Below are 16,117 nucleotides of genomic sequence, written 5' to 3'. Positions count from 1 at the left end.
AGAATTCGCCAAAACTACGTATCAGTATGCGCTGCCTGAGTCGGTTGCTATGTTAAGATTTGTTAATAACTGCTTGTTTTATAGATAATTAACATTTTAAATTGCTTGCTGAAGGCTTTCAGCAGAGCTGGGAGTGGTCATTGAGATTAACGAGGTATGGATTGTCCTTTTATCGGCTAACGTACCGATTGATGGGGTGGCAGGGAGCCAGGCAACTGATTGGTGATCCAGAGAAAAAATATAGCTTCAAAAATTAAGGTGAACGGTATAACAGAGATATTTTTGAAAAACAGGATCAAGGCCCAGACAGAACTGTCTCCCGAAATAAGCTGTCGGGACTGGAGCGTAATGAACAGACAGGTTTCATAGGCAATATGATCGATCAGTACGTTGAACAGGAACGCGATGGCTAGAAAGGCGACAAAATTGATCAGAACAACCAGCCATTTTTCCTGCACGGTTCCCAGGGCTGTCTGCCAGTTTTTTGTTCGGCCTTCCCGATTCGTGATTAATTGAATCAGCTTTACCAGGCCGTTTTTGAGGTTACTTAGTCCCAGCGAATAAAAAAATAGCAGAATTCGCGCACTCTCAATTACGATTTCTAAAAGCGTATGAGCTAAGGGGCTGACTGGACCAAATGCCCGAAGCTGAATAGCTCGTCCAAACGCTGCGACAAGCCCTAAACTGAAAATGATCAGGAAATTGTTCTTAATAAACCGGAGCGTAAAAACAGTCCAGTCAAGGGATTTTAGAAAGTTTGATTGGTTGGCCATAGCTTTAAAACCAATGAAATGGGAAGGTAAAGGATTGACAATTAGGTAAACTGGGTATTTTTCTATTTATAATATTAAGCTAATGCATAACATAGTACTATGCAAAACATCCTACACAGATGGTTAGATACGTAGTTAGATGGTTAGTTGATGACGATAATTCACCTTATTTAAACTAAAAGATGAGCTTAGACGAGGAAATTACTATGTTTCAATTCGGTCAGAGCATCTATTCGCAGGATGATCTGTTGACGCGCTTCCGCCAACTGGATGAGAATGAGAGAAGAGAGCAATATTATAAGGTTGATTTTTTAGTGGAGCAATTAAAACCTACTCACGCCGAAATGGAGCAGGCTACAGTGGAATGTTCATTAACTGAGTCCGCAATTCCAGACGTTGTTTTGAAGCATTATCGAAAAAACATTGGTATCCGTTGGATGAATACCCTGCCAGATAATGAAATAGAGTTAGGTTATAGGCTGCTGCTAGCTTTATTCAAACTTTCCTATCAGCGGCATTTTGGGTTGGAGAAAGAAAACAATGGTAACTGGCGTTATCGGGATTTGTCGAGTGCAACTACCGTACAGGAAATTTTAACCAGCTATCGGGCGTTAGTTGAAGATGTTTACAATAACTCAAGTTTTCGAAGCGAGTTTGTGAGTATTGCCAAACTATGCCATGCGATTGACCAGTTGAATCAGTCTAGAATGCAGGAACCTGAAACCGATCTGGAGCCACAGACACACGTTAAGTTTGTTAATCATGCTGATATAGCAACTGACATATCCAGGGTTTTTGATGATAAGGACGGCTATTCCTATGCGATACTACGGCGTTCTGTGGAAAAAGCACTGGCCAGACAGTATGAACTGGATGCTGATCTTACAAGGCGATTGGTAAGTGAGGTAATCGATAGACATTTGCAGGAAACGTACGGTACTGGTTTTTTTTCCTGAGCGAACGATGAAGCGGTATTTAAACTTGTTGCTGATTGGTGGGTTCCTGGTGGCAATTTCGCTTGGGATCTATTTTTATCGCGAATACCTGGGCGAAGACACGGCTCCGGAAGAAACGAGTAGTACGCTAATTGAGAAACGTCTGAATGCAGTTGTCACAAAGATATCACCCGTCGGAGGGGGCAGTCAACCGAAACTTGAAGTAGTGTTTTCCAATATTGATACGAAAGAATCGTCCAGCTTTATGATAAACGACTGGTATCGACAGAGTATCCACGTAGGCGATACGTTGTCGAAAGAGAAAGGAGAAAAGATCGTACTGGTCTACCAAAAAGCAGGTGCCGTAGAAACCGTGCCCATTGATTAACGAGTGAAGATTTTTGTGCCCTTCTGAAAGTCTACCGGTCAGGCTTCGCTAACAGCGCTGAGCAATCGCCTGGTAGCCGGGGCAATTGCAAAATTGTTCGTAAATGTTGAATAAGCCCGACGCCCCATAAGTTGCCGGTTATCCGATGATACGTTTAACCAACTAAAAATAGCCTGCTCTGTACCTTCCAGCGTATCAGCAACGACGATACCACTTCCTGCGTTCATGATTTCACGCCATATATTGACCTGATCTGAAATCAAAACGGGTTTACTGCAGGCTAAAGCCTCGACTATAGCAATACCGAAATTTTCCTGATGACTAGGTAATATAAATGCTTCGCAGCCGTAGAAAGCTCCCCATTTGGTGTCGTCTGAAAGCATTCCAGTGAAAAAGATATGCGAATCGGCACCTGTACAATCCGCTACCAGTTTTTGCATTCGCAGGCCATAAGAAGTCTCTAAGCCGGGCCCGGCAATGACGAGCTTTGGAAGTGCCAGGCTCGTTTCCTGCTTTCTTTTTAGCAGCCCTAAATAAGCTTTTATCAAGATATCAACGCCCTTTTTCTCATGTATCCTACTTAAATAAAGCAAGTAAGGCTGCTGTTCAAGCTGAGGACATACTTCAGCGAACGCTTCTCGCATCCGCGTATTGAACGGCGGAATAGTCTTTATGCCATAACCAATGTTTATCTCTTTTTTGGATGATAAGGTTTAAATGGTTTGCGCGCCAGGATAAGCTCCTCTTCGCAGGTAAACAGAAGCCCATCGGCTTTACGAATGCCATCGGCTTCAATAAGTTTCCAATAAGCCCAATTACGTAGCGCTTTGAGTTTTCTACCGGGAGCCTCCTGAAACCAAGGATCAAGCATCCCATGAGGCATGATAAAGAACTTAGGGATCGAAGAATAATCAGACTGATCTTTTGACGATTTATTTTTTAACTGTTGTATGACTCTATTGACAGCGTAACAATGGTAATGCCACGTACCGTGTACAATAACAACATCGAAACGGTTTATATTACTATGCAGCCATTTCAACAGTTTTGCGCTATAATTCCAGCTTCCCAGTGCTGGACCTAAAGGGTGAATGATAAAAGGATCTTGCCCGAGAAAGGCAGCATTGGGATCATCCAGACTTACTACTTCATTATGGATATTATAGTTTTTTAATTCATAAATAGAATCCCGAATTCCCTGACACGGTCCACCCCAGGCCGGGTCCATCGTAATGATAACACGCAGTATTTTCATAAAACATGTTTGACGTAAATGGTTAAAACCAAAAACTTAGAATGTGTTTGGGAATTATCTTTTGCCATTCAAATGATTCGTTGCAACATGATCTGAATGTTGGCTAAATACAGCCCGTTAACCGAATAGGATAGGGTATGCTCGTAGTCTTTTCACAGGCCGACGGAAGAAATTAGTCCAACTGATACGGCGTCCGGCCACCCCTCGTCTGGCTATGGGTACAAAGCCCCTGGCTGATTCTGGCCGGGATGCCTCCTCAAACTCAATACTCCAAGTAGCTAACTCTGCGGCAAATACTCCGTTATAAGCCTGATCGCCGAAGACCTTTTCCAGGCGTTTGCCACATCGCCACAAAATACTAGTGATAACGGTGACAGCTAAGGCCCCATCGGCCCGATAAGCTGCTTGCCAAGGTAGCCAGTCAGGGTGAATGTTACGCCACTTACTGGCTGTGCGCAACAACCACAAAATACTGTTTATAATCTGTCGTAAATCATAAGTCCGCTGACGATCAAGTCGTAAAAAAGGAGAAATTGCATCCCACTGGCGTCGGTCATTGGCTTCCACTGTTTGGTGATTGTTTTGCATGTTGGTTGATACAAAAATGGCTAGACGTTCAGCCTTTAATAATTTCCAAACAGATCCTTAAACCGCTTATAAAAATCTACCTAAGAGGGGCGTTTTTATAGTTCTTTTATAAAGCATACAACTCGATTGGCTTCTCTGAATCCGAATCCTTTATGAAAATCGATACTGGCTGAATTGCTGAGTTCAGTGTCAGAGGCCAATTCTTTACAGCCTTTTTCTCGTCCCCATTCCTCTCCAACACCCATTAATTTTTTGGCCAACCCCTGTTGCTGATAAGCGGGCGTAACATAAAGACCTTCAACATAAGCAACCGGCGACGTATCCGCACCTTCTACATAATCTGTTCGCAGCGTCAGGTGAATGAATGCTACGTATTTGTTGCCGTTGCTGGCAAGGTAACAGCAATGATTTTCGGCACTCATCAGCTGACCGTAGTATTCATATTCTTCGTCAAACGTACAGTCAGGCCAAAGTTCGAGGACGAGCTGGACGAACGCATCTATATTGCCTTCTGAAAGTTTTTCAAGTTGCATTTATTTGAAAATAACAAGCATTGCCAGATACGTATATCTGCCCATACAAAGCCTTAATTTAGGATACTTATGAAAATAAAATGATCCGGGCTATTGTTAATTGAGCGAACGTATCATTTAATAACCTGCGACAGATCAATACGTAGGGATAGTTGACTCGTACCCGCTGTTGGCACGGATGTAAATCGGCCGTACGTCAGCTGGAAACCCCGCGCCTGAACGGATGCGCCAAACGAAATACCTGCTCCTCCGCCCCCCGTTGTAAGTTTGCCCTCCTGCCGCTTTTGATGATTATAACCCACCAGCAGATGGACGTTTCGATGGACGAGCAATTCGGCTCCGATGATCAGATGCCGGGCCAGTTTTTCGGTCACGCTAGTTGTTTGGGGAATGGGGTTGCCGCTCAGGTCGTAGCGAATGTTTAGATTTGGGTCGTTATAACTAATGTCGAAACGTTGCAGATGATGCGCCGTCAACGTCAGGCGAACAGGCGCATGGCGGGGCTTGAGCGTAACTCCCGCCTGTAAATCGAAAGGGAGATTAGCATCGATGGGGCCATAGTTTTTTACCAGATAGCCGATGTTTTTGGCAACCAACCCGAACGTAATGTCCTGGTCTGGGTGTCGCCAGACTCCACCGAAATCGGCCAGAACGCCAAAGGCCGAATACGTTTCGATAGCCGAGCCAACCGCTTTGATTGTTGCACCAAGGGTAAAATTGCCTTCAGTTCGGGCGTGAGTAAGGCTAAGGGCGTAGTCGTTGGCTAAGAACGTACCGAGTGTATTTCCTACTGGATCAGTCATTGTCAGCTGGCCGTAGCTCAGGTATTGCAGCCCCACAGCCCATTTTCCTTTACCCTGCCCTGGTAAACCATACTGAAGCGTATAATATTTGGCAGCCGCCAGATAAGGCATCAGGCTGATAGCAAGCTGATTGTTGGGTATGGAATCGGCCAGGGCGGGGTTGTTGAGATGGTACGATCCGTCGGGACGGTTGGCCGACGCCACCTGACCGCCAAGAGCCGCCACACGGGCATGGGTGGGCAAATCCAGAAACGTAAAGACACGTTGTCCGCCGAAGGGTTGAGCATCGACAGCCTGCAAACCAGTAAACAGGAAAATCAACCCCAGTAAGCGGTAGAACACGTAAATAGCAGTCAATAATTTTAGCAAATGTCGGCGAAAAAGCCATAGACCTCAACTTTTGCTGCACGAATCCGGCCAGACAATAAATATGACGAGAATCGCATCGCCAAAATCAATTGGAACCGTTGGAATCGGCAAGAAAAATTAACTTTGCTCATACTTGATTTCGATAAGACCAACCTCATGCAGACTGAAACCCGTCCCGATACCGATTTTGATCCGAATGCTAAACCATCTAAAACCGATATACTCGCTCAGAAAAATGCTGAGGCCGAACTCGGTGGTGGTCAGAAACGTATTGATTCACAACACGCTAAAGGAAAACTGACCGCTCGCGAACGGATTGCCTTGCTGGTTGATGAAGGATCATTTGAGGAGATCGGTAAGTTTGTCATGCACCGCACCCGCGACTTTGGGCTCGATAAAGAGCACTACCTGGGCGATGGCGTCGTGACGGGTTACGGTACGGTCGATGGGCGGCTGGTGTACGTGTTTGCACAGGATTTTACGGTCTTTGGCGGAGCCCTGTCGGAAACTCATGCCGAAAAAATCTGCAAGCTGATGGATCATGCCATGCAGAATGGCGCACCGATCATCGGCCTGAATGATTCAGGTGGCGCGCGGATTCAGGAGGGGGTACTGTCGCTGGCGGGCTATGCCGATATTTTTTACCGGAATACAAAAGCATCTGGCGTCATTCCGCAACTGTCGGCCATTATGGGGCCGTGTGCGGGGGGGGCCGTCTATAGCCCGGCCATCACCGACTTCATTTTTATGGTCGAGAATACGAGCTATATGTTCGTGACGGGGCCGAACGTAGTAAAAACCGTAACGCACGAATCCGTTACGGCCGAAGAACTCGGCGGGGCCAGTACACACAGCACCAAATCGGGCGTAACACATTTTGCCTGCGCGAACGAACTGTCTTGCATTCAGACAATCAAGCAACTGCTTAGCTACATTCCGCAAAACTGCGAAGAAGAGCCACCCATGCTGGCCTACGAGTCAACTGATGAAAGCCGCCCCGGTTTAAACTCGATCATCCCCGACAACCCGAACCAGCCGTACGACATGCGGGAGGTGATCGAAGAGCTGGTGGATGCGGGCAGTTTTATGGAGGTTCACAAGAATTTTGCGGATAACATTGTCGTCGGCTTTGCCCGGATAGGCGGACGTAGCATCGGGGTGGTGGGCAATCAGCCCGCTGTTCTGGCGGGAGTGCTCGATATTCATGCCAGTACGAAAGCCGCCCGTTTTGTGCGTTTCTGTGACTGTTTCAACGTACCCCTTCTGGTGCTGGAAGACGTACCCGGTTTTCTGCCCGGTACTGATCAGGAATGGAATGGCATCATCACGAATGGCGCAAAATTGCTGTTTGCCTTTTGCGAAGCTACCGTTCCACGCGTAACGGTCATCACACGCAAGGCGTATGGGGGTGCCTACGACGTAATGAACTCCAAACATATTGGTGCAGATCTGAACTACGCCTGGCCATCGGCTGAAATTGCCGTGATGGGTGCCAGCGGGGCCGCTGAAATTATTTTCAAACGCGAAATTGCCGAAGCCGACGATCCACAGGCAAAACTGCAGGAAAAGGTGCAGGAGTATACCACCAAATTTGCCAATCCATACCGGGCGGCATTTCGGGGGTACATCGATGAGGTCATTATGCCTGACCAGACTCGACAGAAACTCATTCGGGCATTTCAGATGCTGGAAAATAAAGTAGCCAGTATGCCAAAGAAAAAACACGGTAACATTCCATTATGATTGCTCGAATCTGGCACGGCTGGACGACTCCTCAAAATGCCGATGCTTACGAAAAATTGTTGAAAGAGGAAGTGTTTAAGGGCATTGCAGCCAAGCAGGTAGCAGGTTACAAAGGCATCCAGTTATTACGTCGGGAAGCAGGCGAAGAAATAGAATTCACGACCATAATGTGGTTCGAATCCATCGACGCTGTCAAGGCGTTTACGGGCAAAGAGGACTACGAAGAAGCCTACGTACCAGCGGCTGCCCGGTCGATATTGTCCCGGTTCGATGCGCGGTCGGTACACAGCAATTTACAGTATGAATTAACGTATCCGTAAGGTTGTAACATTTACGGAAGTCAAAGAAAGCGTATGGCAAATCCAACCCCCGAAAGACCGGGAAGTTTACTAAGAACTGTGCTAATCGGGTTATTGATCATTTTTAGTATCGCCTTGCTGGTCGGTACCTTAACCGTTATGTTCCCGTAAAGAGCGTGGAGTTTGAGTAATGCCATATCTTCAAGATATGGCATTACTTATGACTGAATCGCTTCCAGAATTACCGCACAGGCTTCCCGAATCTGGTCCTCCGTGATAATTAATGGGGGCGCAATCCGCATCGAGTTGTTGCAGAACAGAAACCAGTCTGTAATGACACCCGTTGGCGTAGTCTCAATGGCCCGGTCGATGATGGGTTTCAACACGTCGAACGACTCAAATTCAACGGCCAGCATCAATCCTTTACCCCGTACTTCCCGAATGCTCGGATGATTTAGCAACTGCCGGAACAACTGCCCTTTGGCCTCCGCCTGTTCGTGCAGTTTCTGCGCCTGGATTACCTGAAGCGTTGCCAGCGATGCTGCACACGAAACCGGATGTCCGCCAAACGTAGTGATGTGGCCAAGAATCGGGTTATTTTTAAAAACGCTCATGATGTCGGCCGAACTGATAAAGGCGCCAATCGGCATGCCGCCCCCCATGCCTTTGGCACACAACAGCACATCGGGCACCACGCCAAACCCTTCAAAGGCCCAGAACGTACCTGTGCGCCCGTAACCTGTCTGAATTTCATCAAAAATAAGTAAAGCTCCTACGTCTGTGCAGCGCTGACGTACCGCCTGTAAATACGTAGCATCAGGCACCCGAACGCCCGCTTCGCCCGCTACAACTTCCATAATGACGGCAGCGGTCCGGGAGCTAATCTGCTCGATATCATTCCAGTTTCTGGGTCGAATGTGCCGGATGTCGGGTAGGAGAGGCCGGTAATTGCGTTTGAAATTTTCATCCCCGAGAGCGAAAGCGCCCCCTGCGTTGAGCCATGATACGCATTGAAGCAGCTAATTAGTTCAGAACGGCCCGTATATCGTTTTGCCAGTTTCATGGCACCTTCCACCGCTTCGGTACCTGAATTGGTGAAGTAGACATTATTCAGACTGGGCGGCAACGTTTCCGCAAGCGCCTGAGCGAGCTGTGTCTGGGGTGTTTGAACGTATTCGCCATACACCATGAGGTGCATGTACTTATCAAGCTGGTTCTGAATCGCTTCCAGTACGTGCGGATGCCGATGCCCGACATTGCTAACACCAATACCCGAAATTAAGTCAACGTATCGTCTGCCGTTGCTGCTGTCGGACGATTGGCCAAATAAATAAATGCCTTCGGCCCGTTCAATTTCCAACCCTAACGGGAAGTCGGAGGTCTGAGCTATATGCTGAAAAAATAACTGCCGGTGCGTAACCGTTTGCATGTATGAATTGTCTATCATCAATACCGTCTAAACCTAACACCCTCAACCATGAAAACAGTTCTTCTTTTCCTTTTTCTCTGTCCGGCTTATTTGTGGGCGCAAGTGGTCAAAATTACGCCGGAAGATACAGAGCGCAAACATTCCTATCTGCTCATGCGGGATGGCTCGGTGGTACGGGGGCAGATTATTCGGCAGGATAGTTCACTGATCACCGTTAAAGTGAGGGGTGGCGATTTTTCGTTTATCGAAGCCGATCAGGTTCTACGCATCTCTGCAAATCGACCGGACGAAGCGGCCAGTCCCGAAACCGGTTCAGCCGGTCCGGCTCTGTATTCGGTGTTTGTTTTCCGAGATGGCACACAAGTGGAGGGCAACTACGTTCGGCGCGACAGTGCCATGATGACCGTTCGCAAACGCAATGGGCAGCTAACGTATTTTGAGCCCGAGCTATTAATACGTGTCGATACGGTTCGCTCGGAGGCAGCCGGTTCAGCCGATTCCCGGGTGTATTCAAATCGCTTTTCGCCCTGGCTGCTCAATGGCCAAACCGCTTACGTTGCCGAAAAGGGCCGGTTTTATTACCGGAATACCTTGTTGCTCCTGAACGAATTTAATTACGGAATCACCCGCAACTGGAGTGTCGGAGCGAGTTTTGTTACGCCCATTCCTTACCTGATTCTTACGGATTATTACGCGTTCAACGGTTTCCTGACAAACAATACTCAGTTGTTTTCAAAGCTGAGCGTACCAGTCGGTAACCACTTTCGGCTGGCCCTGAACGTAACCTATAAGAACAACTCGTTTTCCTATTATATCAAACGGGGGCCACTTACCTTTCAGGCACTGGCCTCTGTTGGCACAAGTCAGCATAACGTAACAGTTGGCTACGGGTTGGTTAGCCGGGGTTCACAACGGGTAATCAATTATGCGTCATCTTCACCGTATATAAGCTATACCACCGACGTACCTATTCCGAATCAGTCGTTTCTGACGCTGGGTATCATGCAGAAGGTAACACCTGGTTTAACACTTCTAAGTGATAACCGGGTCAATCTGGGTGACCGTTACTACGCCGATGATACGGGTGAACGTACCTCCTTATCCTTTGCGCTTCGGTTAGATCGCCGTCGTCACGCGTTCGACCTGGGGGTATATGGATTGGTTTACAGGGAAAATCTTACCTGGGATGGCCGACAGGTACGTATCCTGCCGTACATTGGCTACAGTTTGCTCATTGGCCGCGACTGAATTATTTATCCACATCCAGCATGAAATACCTTAGCTTTTTACTGGTTCTTCTATCGGTTACGGTCGAAGCGCAGGACGACTATTATCAGAAGAAAACACCCACAGCTCAGGTAAAACCGACGCACATTATAAAACTTAAGGACGGAACCAGTATTCGTGGCGAACTGATTCGTCAGGACAGCACAGAAGCCGTTATCCGAACCAATGATCTGGGGATGTTTCGCGTACGGGCTGACCAGGTTGTGCGGGTTGTGCAAATCAATGCTCAGGCAGAGGACGAGTATTTTCCGAACCTGTTTCCGCAGACCATGCGCTTTACGCCAACGGCTTATTCTGCCGAAAAAGGCCGGGTTTATTTTCGAAACTACTTTTTGTATTTCAGTCAGTTTGAGTACGGTATCAACGACAACTGGAGTGTTGGCACAACCTTTTTTTCGTTTTTGCCAACAACCCTATTCAGCCTGAATACCAAAGTATCATTGCCCGTCAGTAAGCGGGTTCGGCTGGGTATTGCCGCGCAATATGTTGGCTTGCAGGGGCCTGATCTGTTTGTCGGCAACACATTTGCTGACGCGGGATATGTACAGGGAATTGTTACTACGGGTGATCGGAGCAATAATACGACTTTTGGCCTGGGATGGAGTATTTCCAATGGTGACCTGTCGAGCAACGTAGTCGGTACGTTTGGAATTGTGCGGAAAGTAAGCCCAAAGCTGACGTTCATTAGCGAAAACGTAGTGCTGTTCGGGAGTGGAATATTCGATTTTGTCGGCGCTCTTTCAGGTGGTATTCGTTTCGATCGTCGTCGGCATGCGTTCGATCTGGCAGCGTATATACCGGTTGTTATTGGACCCCGCGTTTCGAGCGTTGTTACGTTGATTCCGTACGGAAGTTACCACCTTCGCATCGGGAAATAAACCGTTCGTGTTAATATCCGATGCGATACACGGTTTTCTGCTAATTTCGCCGTTATAGTCAGACAAGCCTATTCCTACATGCCTGAAAACCCTAGTGATTTACCGCCGTTTGCCCGCACCTGGACGCAGCTCTACACGATTGTTATCGGTAGCTTAGTTGTCGAAATTCTATTGTTCTATGTTCTAATGCGCTGGTTATCATGAGTGTTCTGGACTGGAGCGTACTCGTGCTGACTTTATTGGGCATTATCGTATATGGTGTCGTACGGAGTCGGGGAAGCAATAGCATGGACGATTATCTGCTGGCTGGGCAGTCGTTGCCCTGGTATCATGTAGGTTTATCGGTGATGGCTACCCAGGCTAGTGCTATTACGTTCCTGTCGACGCCGGGACAGGGCTTTGCCGACGGCATGCGGTTTGTCCAGTTTTATTTCGGGTTGCCGCTGGCTATGGTGGTGCTGTCCATTACGTTCGTACCGATTTTTCATAAACTAAAAATTTTCACGGCTTACGAATACCTCGAAGACCGGTTCGATGTTCGGGTGCGGACGCTCACTTCGGCTCTGTTTCTGCTTCAGCGTGGCCTTTCCACAGGCCTGTCGATATATGCGCCATCCATAATTCTTTCGACCATTCTGGGCTGGAATATCTACTGGACCAACCTACTGATGGGCGGAATTGTGCTCGTTTATACCGTCACGGGAGGCACAAAGGCCATTTCACATACGCATCTGCAACAAATGGCGGTCGTAACGTTTGCGATGGTACTGGCCGGAATCCTGACGGTTAAGCTGCTGCCCGAGGGGATAGGTTTTGTCGATGCGCTGCACGTAGCGGGGAAAGCCGGACGCATGAATTTGATTGACCTTAAATTCGATCCGAATAGCCGATATAACGTTTGGTCGGGACTGATTGGCGGCTTTTTCCTGCAATTGTCCTACTTCGGCACCGATCAGTCGCAGGTGGGGCGGTATCTGACCGGCGAAACCATTGGACAAAGTCGGTTGGGGCTGTTAATGAACGGCTTGCTGAAAGTGCCGATGCAGTTTCTGATTTTGCTGGTGGGGGTGCTGGTATTCGTATTTTATCAATTCAATCCGTCACCGACTTTTTTTAATAAGCAGGAAACCGATCGGTTAAAACAGAGTTCCTACGCGCGTGAATACCAGCTTGCCGAAATAAAGCACCAGACTCTTACGGCGCAGCGGCAGAAGGCTGTGGCCGATATGCAGGCCGCTCTCCAGACCGATAATGAAGCGGGCCAGGAAACTGCCGGGACGATACTCCGGGAAACTGACGATGCCCTGAAATCGGTTAAAACCGACGTAACGAACCTTATCAAAAAGAATAATCCGGCCGCCGACACCAATGATGTAAACTACGTCTTTCTGAGATTTGTGCTGGATTTCCTGCCGCACGGGCTGATTGGGCTGCTCATCGCCGTTATTTTCAGTGCTTCAATGGGGTCCATTGCGTCGGCCTATAGCTCGCTGGCCTCTACTACGGTCATTGATGTTTATAAGCGGCTCGTTCGGCCGGAGGGAAGCGATGAACATTTTCTGCATGCATCGCGCTGGGCCACGATTGGCTGGGGAATCTTCTGCATCGTAGTCGCGCAATTTGCCAACCAGCTCGGTAGCATGATCGAAGCTGTAAATATTCTCGGCTCGCTGTTTTACGGAGTTATTCTGGGGGTGTTTGTGGTGGCCTTCTACGTAAAATCCATTGGCGGAAAGGCTACATTCTGGGCGGCTATTCTGGCCGAAGCCCTGGTGGTAGCAAGCTGGTACCTCGACCTGACAGCTTTTTTATGGCTCAACGTCATCGGGTGCCTGCTCGTGGTTGGCATCGCCTGGGTATTACAGAGATTTCTCAAAGAATAAAAGTTCGGGAACTATACATTAGCCCCCATCTAATCAATTTTTCTATTTATTGTGTATATTGGTGACATAAGTTAACATATAGTAGATTATACAACAGCTTAAATAAGCTTTAGCCAATATAAATCCACGATAACCCTATACATAGTTAGTCTGATGATAAACAACTTCGGTCATGAGAAAGACATTATTAGTTTATCTTGTTTGTCACTGCTGGCTCTGCCAAGCCCAAAATCAACCCCAACTCAGCACGCCCTTTAACAGCCCCAAACCCTTCAATCGTAAAGATTGGTTGTTTGGCTTTCAGGTAGGGTATTCCAAGAATAGTTACCTCCACGAACGATACTCAGCTACACAAGCTTATGGAGGCTATTTCGTGGCTAATAAGCTAGCCCTCGGCTTATCGGCCTCTTGGAGCCGGGAAAGCTTTATAGCCGCTCATGACGCCACTTTTTCAGTAGGTCCCTTGCTTCGATACCAGTTCACCCGTAGCCGTGTCTCTCCCTTTATTGTGGGCGCTTATCAATGGGGGCAGGCTACCGTCTCCAGTACCAACACTAAGACTTTTCCTATGGCTGAGAACCAGCGGTCTATCCAATCCGGTTATGCTGGGCTGGGGACCAGCATTCGGGTGGTGGCTGAGTGGCGGGTTGATCTGCTACTTACTTGGCAAGACAAACCGGCGGCCCCTGAGTCAGGCATCCAAGGCAGGTACCATCTTCTGCAAGCCCAAATTGGTGCTAACTATTTAATTAACAGGAAGAGATAGGTTCATGCTTCGTGCCATCAATTACGAGCAGAGATGCTTTTGTTAACATATACGCACTTATACAACAACCTTTTGGCTGAAAAATGAGTCTTTTGTGAATAAGAATAACGGCACATCTTATCTCAACTCTTTTTTATGAAAAAGGCATTATTAGTAGTATCAATGCTAGCGGTTGCATCCTGCATCCGCGATAACAACTCCAAACTACAACCACAAGTAACGGAGGACCCTAATTGGATTCGGTTACAGATTCCAACTGGTAGAGAAGCTTTTGCTATCGCGGGTGATATTGATAAAACTCTGCTAGTAACTACTTGGACCAAAGCTTATTATTCTACGGATCGAGGTCAAACTTGGAAAGAGTCTAAGGATTTTCAAGGTCCTATATCCGGACTCTATGTTCGAAACGATACCACGTTTTCCCTGCAATCTATTCAAACAGACAAACAAGGTTTTCCAATTACAGCAAGTTCAGTCCAATACTTTACGCCTGACTATGGCAAAACTTGGGATTACTATAGCAAGCATTTCAAAGGCTATTTGGAGGTTACTAAACCCATCGGAAAAACTCAATCTAACACTGGTGTATCTTACTCGATTAAACGTAATACCACACCAGTAACAACGGGATCTACTAGTTTTTACGAGAATCCATCTCAACTACTTCGTCAAGACTCTAATGGACAACGTATGGTTGAGTTTCCGTTCCAACATCGTTTAGTTAATTTGTACCTAGATGATCAAAATCGGCTGTATGTGGGTGCTTCAGGGGGGACTTATGAAGCGGAGCACAATTCATTTTATTGCTGTACTCCAGATATGCCAGCGGTAGTCTATGTATCCAGAAAGACCTTACCTTAATTATTGACTAGGGTATCATTTAAATTACCAAAGTACAAAGCCTGACCGTTTATCAAAGTGGTCAGGCTTTGTACTTTTTAAAGGTGTGTTGTATAACTAATTTTATGTAAAGTGATTTAACCTAGAAAGTCTTATTTCTGTCTTTAGAAACTAGAATTGATATAATGCAATTACAATACAAGATTTAGCTTCTTACACTAGTTGTCTTACAGCTAGTTTTATCCTGTCGGAGAAAACCAGTTAGTGAACAGATCATAGACTTATCTTTTCTTACCGCCAAAGCTCCAAGCACTTGGAAAGTAATTCAATTACAAGGCACTGACTCCGATGTTCAAGGAATTGTTACGGATAATGGGGATACTTTATTCATGGATTATGGACTTTATTCTTATTCATTTGATGATTTAGAAGTACCAGTCCGCTCATTAGAGCAAAAGAAGGTTTTTGACTCAGCCAAGTTCCGTTACCCGAGTCGAATGGTTTTTTCAAAAACGCCAGAAGTTGATGAAGCTCAAGCCATCCACTTAAATGAATATTTTCTGTACGACACGATAAATGGTAAAAGGGCGAAAATCGTCTTACCTAAGCAAATAGGAAGTGGCCTTATAGGTATCCACTTTCCAGAAGTAGATCAAAAAGGTACTAGACTAACTATCTATGGGCATAATTTAGATACCCTTCAGCAATTCGCAACGTATAAACTATTTCAATCAATACGCTTTCGTTAAGTCCTCAATCTGTTGTATAAGTGCCGTGGCTGTTGCAAAAGTCTGGAATGGATATTAAGTGCCCACTTTGCCTGCCAATTTCTGTCCACCGAATGATTAAAAATTACCGTTTAATGGAGCCAGCACAAGCAGGTTTCGACTTTTGCAACAGCCACTTGAGTTATACAACAAGTCTAGTAATACTGCAAAATGATAGCATACTGCATTAAATCCTTGATTTGAATTTTAGCCTGATTCTATAAAAAATTTGTTTCAAAAAAGACATCGCTGAACAGACCGATCGTGTTTTTCTTGAACGAAAAACATTGCGTTTTATAGGTCAATTTCTCCTTTTCACTCTGGTTAACGTATAGCCTCTAGTACATTGACTGCTTTGCAATCGACTTATCCACTGGTATAATGAGCTGATTTTATCACTAATCACTAATATCTGACAACCGGCTACATCGACCGAATATAATGATTGTGGAAAGTTATTTCGGAATAGCTGAGTCGCTTCCCCTAGTATTCCTTGTTTAAGCAGGCGAAAATGATAAAATTCTGACCCGCGCTTGTGGTGAGTCGGGAAGCCTCAAGAGGGTTAAATCCAGGAAGATCCG

The 16,117-nt window shown here is 46.5% G+C and carries 16 protein-coding genes and 1 pseudogene; 10 read left to right on the top strand and 7 right to left on the bottom strand.

The window, feature by feature from the left end; all coding sequences use genetic code 11:
* Nucleotides 1–176: 176 nt before the first annotated feature.
* Nucleotides 177–773, bottom strand: coding sequence for a hypothetical protein (locus LN737_RS21070; RefSeq protein WP_405511792.1), 597 nt, complete (start codon nucleotides 771–773; stop codon nucleotides 177–179).
* A gap of 182 nt (nucleotides 774–955) precedes the next feature.
* On the opposite strand from LN737_RS21070, the gene LN737_RS21065 reads away from it, so the two are divergent.
* Both LN737_RS21065 and LN737_RS21060 read left to right on the top strand, forming a co-directional pair.
* Nucleotides 956–1,729 (top strand): DUF5958 family protein, encoded by a 774-nt coding sequence (locus LN737_RS21065; RefSeq protein WP_405511791.1) that lies wholly within the window; start codon nucleotides 956–958, stop codon nucleotides 1,727–1,729.
* Between the two features lie 7 nt (nucleotides 1,730–1,736).
* On the top strand, nucleotides 1,737–2,096 hold the full coding sequence (locus tag LN737_RS21060; protein WP_405511790.1) for a hypothetical protein: 360 nt from the start codon (nucleotides 1,737–1,739) through the stop codon (nucleotides 2,094–2,096).
* 38 nt (nucleotides 2,097–2,134) lie between these two features.
* On the opposite strand, the gene LN737_RS21055 is transcribed toward LN737_RS21060, so the two are convergent.
* The 5 genes from LN737_RS21055 to porQ form a co-directional block, all read right to left on the bottom strand.
* Nucleotides 2,135–2,740 carry a glycosyltransferase gene (locus LN737_RS21055; protein ID WP_405511789.1) on the bottom strand — a complete coding sequence of 202 codons (606 nt, stop codon included), beginning with the start codon at nucleotides 2,738–2,740 and terminating at the stop codon, nucleotides 2,135–2,137.
* Between the two features lie 44 nt (nucleotides 2,741–2,784).
* Nucleotides 2,785–3,351: a hypothetical protein gene (locus LN737_RS21050; RefSeq protein ID WP_405511788.1), complete on the bottom strand. Its 567-nt coding sequence runs from the start codon at nucleotides 3,349–3,351 to the stop codon at nucleotides 2,785–2,787.
* 117 nt (nucleotides 3,352–3,468) lie between these two features.
* On the bottom strand, nucleotides 3,469–3,939 hold the full coding sequence (locus tag LN737_RS21045; RefSeq protein WP_405511787.1) for a transposase: 471 nt from the start codon (nucleotides 3,937–3,939) through the stop codon (nucleotides 3,469–3,471).
* A 95-nt stretch (nucleotides 3,940–4,034) separates the two neighbouring features.
* The gene (gene aac(6') / locus LN737_RS21040) at nucleotides 4,035–4,472 is read right to left on the bottom strand and encodes an aminoglycoside 6'-N-acetyltransferase (RefSeq protein WP_405511786.1); all 438 of its coding nucleotides are present in this window, start codon (nucleotides 4,470–4,472) and stop codon (nucleotides 4,035–4,037) included.
* A 113-nt stretch (nucleotides 4,473–4,585) separates the two neighbouring features.
* Complete coding sequence (gene porQ, locus LN737_RS21035; protein ID WP_405511785.1) at nucleotides 4,586–5,617, bottom strand: type IX secretion system protein PorQ; 1,032 nt, start codon at nucleotides 5,615–5,617, stop codon at nucleotides 4,586–4,588.
* Between the two features lie 183 nt (nucleotides 5,618–5,800).
* Between porQ and LN737_RS21030 the strand changes: the two genes are divergently transcribed.
* Nucleotides 5,801–7,387: an acyl-CoA carboxylase subunit beta gene (locus tag LN737_RS21030; protein WP_405511784.1), complete on the top strand. Its 1,587-nt coding sequence runs from the start codon at nucleotides 5,801–5,803 to the stop codon at nucleotides 7,385–7,387.
* Nucleotides 7,384–7,707 (top strand): antibiotic biosynthesis monooxygenase, encoded by a 324-nt coding sequence (locus tag LN737_RS21025; RefSeq protein WP_405511783.1) that lies wholly within the window; start codon nucleotides 7,384–7,386, stop codon nucleotides 7,705–7,707. The genes LN737_RS21030 and LN737_RS21025 overlap by 4 nt, the downstream gene beginning before the upstream one ends.
* Before the next feature lie 197 nt (nucleotides 7,708–7,904).
* Here the strand turns inward: LN737_RS21025 and LN737_RS21020 are convergent.
* A pseudogene (locus LN737_RS21020) lies at nucleotides 7,905–9,115 on the bottom strand (aspartate aminotransferase family protein).
* 48 nt (nucleotides 9,116–9,163) lie between these two features.
* Here LN737_RS21020 and LN737_RS21015 point away from each other — a divergent pair.
* The 6 genes from LN737_RS21015 to LN737_RS20990 all read left to right on the top strand — a co-directional run bounded on the left by LN737_RS21015 (nucleotide 9,164) and on the right by LN737_RS20990 (nucleotide 15,518).
* On the top strand, nucleotides 9,164–10,363 hold the full coding sequence (locus tag LN737_RS21015) for a hypothetical protein (protein WP_405511782.1): 1,200 nt from the start codon (nucleotides 9,164–9,166) through the stop codon (nucleotides 10,361–10,363).
* Nucleotides 10,364–10,383: 20 nt separating this feature from the next.
* Nucleotides 10,384–11,280, top strand: coding sequence for a hypothetical protein (locus tag LN737_RS21010; RefSeq protein WP_405511781.1), 897 nt, complete (start codon nucleotides 10,384–10,386; stop codon nucleotides 11,278–11,280).
* Nucleotides 11,281–11,480: 200 nt separating this feature from the next.
* Nucleotides 11,481–13,163 (top strand): sodium:solute symporter, encoded by a 1,683-nt coding sequence (locus LN737_RS21005; RefSeq protein ID WP_405511780.1) that lies wholly within the window; start codon nucleotides 11,481–11,483, stop codon nucleotides 13,161–13,163.
* Between the two features lie 172 nt (nucleotides 13,164–13,335).
* Complete coding sequence (locus tag LN737_RS21000; RefSeq protein ID WP_405511779.1) at nucleotides 13,336–13,929, top strand: hypothetical protein; 594 nt, start codon at nucleotides 13,336–13,338, stop codon at nucleotides 13,927–13,929.
* 135 nt (nucleotides 13,930–14,064) lie between these two features.
* Nucleotides 14,065–14,790, top strand: a complete 726-nt coding sequence (locus tag LN737_RS20995; RefSeq protein ID WP_405511778.1) for a hypothetical protein — start codon at nucleotides 14,065–14,067, stop codon at nucleotides 14,788–14,790.
* A 368-nt stretch (nucleotides 14,791–15,158) separates the two neighbouring features.
* Entirely contained in the window at nucleotides 15,159–15,518 is a 360-nt protein-coding gene (locus LN737_RS20990) for a hypothetical protein (protein WP_405511777.1), read from the top strand.
* Nucleotides 15,519–16,117 lie beyond the last annotated feature (599 nt).

It is taken from the genome of Spirosoma sp. KNUC1025, from assembly GCF_045160025.1.
Lineage (GTDB): Bacteria > Bacteroidota > Bacteroidia > Cytophagales > Spirosomataceae > Spirosoma.
Note: the sequence above shows the minus strand (reverse complement) of the source record. Positions and strands in the feature narration are given on the sequence as shown.

Excerpts from the sequence above, each read along its gene's own strand:
- LN737_RS21010 (WP_405511781.1), top strand. The coding sequence starts at position 10,384 with ATGAAATACCTTAGCTTTTTACTGGTTCTTCTATCGGTTACGGTCGAA.
- LN737_RS21005 (WP_405511780.1), top strand. The coding sequence starts at position 11,481 with ATGAGTGTTCTGGACTGGAGCGTACTCGTGCTGACTTTATTGGGCATT.
- LN737_RS21030 (WP_405511784.1), top strand. The coding sequence starts at position 5,801 with ATGCAGACTGAAACCCGTCCCGATACCGATTTTGATCCGAATGCTAAA.
- LN737_RS21000 (WP_405511779.1), top strand. The coding sequence starts at position 13,336 with ATGAGAAAGACATTATTAGTTTATCTTGTTTGTCACTGCTGGCTCTGC.
- LN737_RS20995 (WP_405511778.1), top strand. The coding sequence starts at position 14,065 with ATGAAAAAGGCATTATTAGTAGTATCAATGCTAGCGGTTGCATCCTGC.
- LN737_RS21045 (WP_405511787.1), bottom strand. The coding sequence starts at position 3,939 with ATGCAAAACAATCACCAAACAGTGGAAGCCAATGACCGACGCCAGTGG.
- LN737_RS21060 (WP_405511790.1), top strand. The coding sequence starts at position 1,737 with ATGAAGCGGTATTTAAACTTGTTGCTGATTGGTGGGTTCCTGGTGGCA.
- LN737_RS21015 (WP_405511782.1), top strand. The coding sequence starts at position 9,164 with ATGAAAACAGTTCTTCTTTTCCTTTTTCTCTGTCCGGCTTATTTGTGG.
- LN737_RS21025 (WP_405511783.1), top strand. The coding sequence starts at position 7,384 with ATGATTGCTCGAATCTGGCACGGCTGGACGACTCCTCAAAATGCCGAT.
- LN737_RS20990 (WP_405511777.1), top strand. The coding sequence starts at position 15,159 with ATGGATTATGGACTTTATTCTTATTCATTTGATGATTTAGAAGTACCA.
- LN737_RS21070 (WP_405511792.1), bottom strand. The coding sequence starts at position 773 with ATGGCCAACCAATCAAACTTTCTAAAATCCCTTGACTGGACTGTTTTT.
- LN737_RS21050 (WP_405511788.1), bottom strand. The coding sequence starts at position 3,351 with ATGAAAATACTGCGTGTTATCATTACGATGGACCCGGCCTGGGGTGGA.
- LN737_RS21055 (WP_405511789.1), bottom strand. The coding sequence starts at position 2,740 with ATGCGAGAAGCGTTCGCTGAAGTATGTCCTCAGCTTGAACAGCAGCCT.
- LN737_RS21065 (WP_405511791.1), top strand. The coding sequence starts at position 956 with ATGAGCTTAGACGAGGAAATTACTATGTTTCAATTCGGTCAGAGCATC.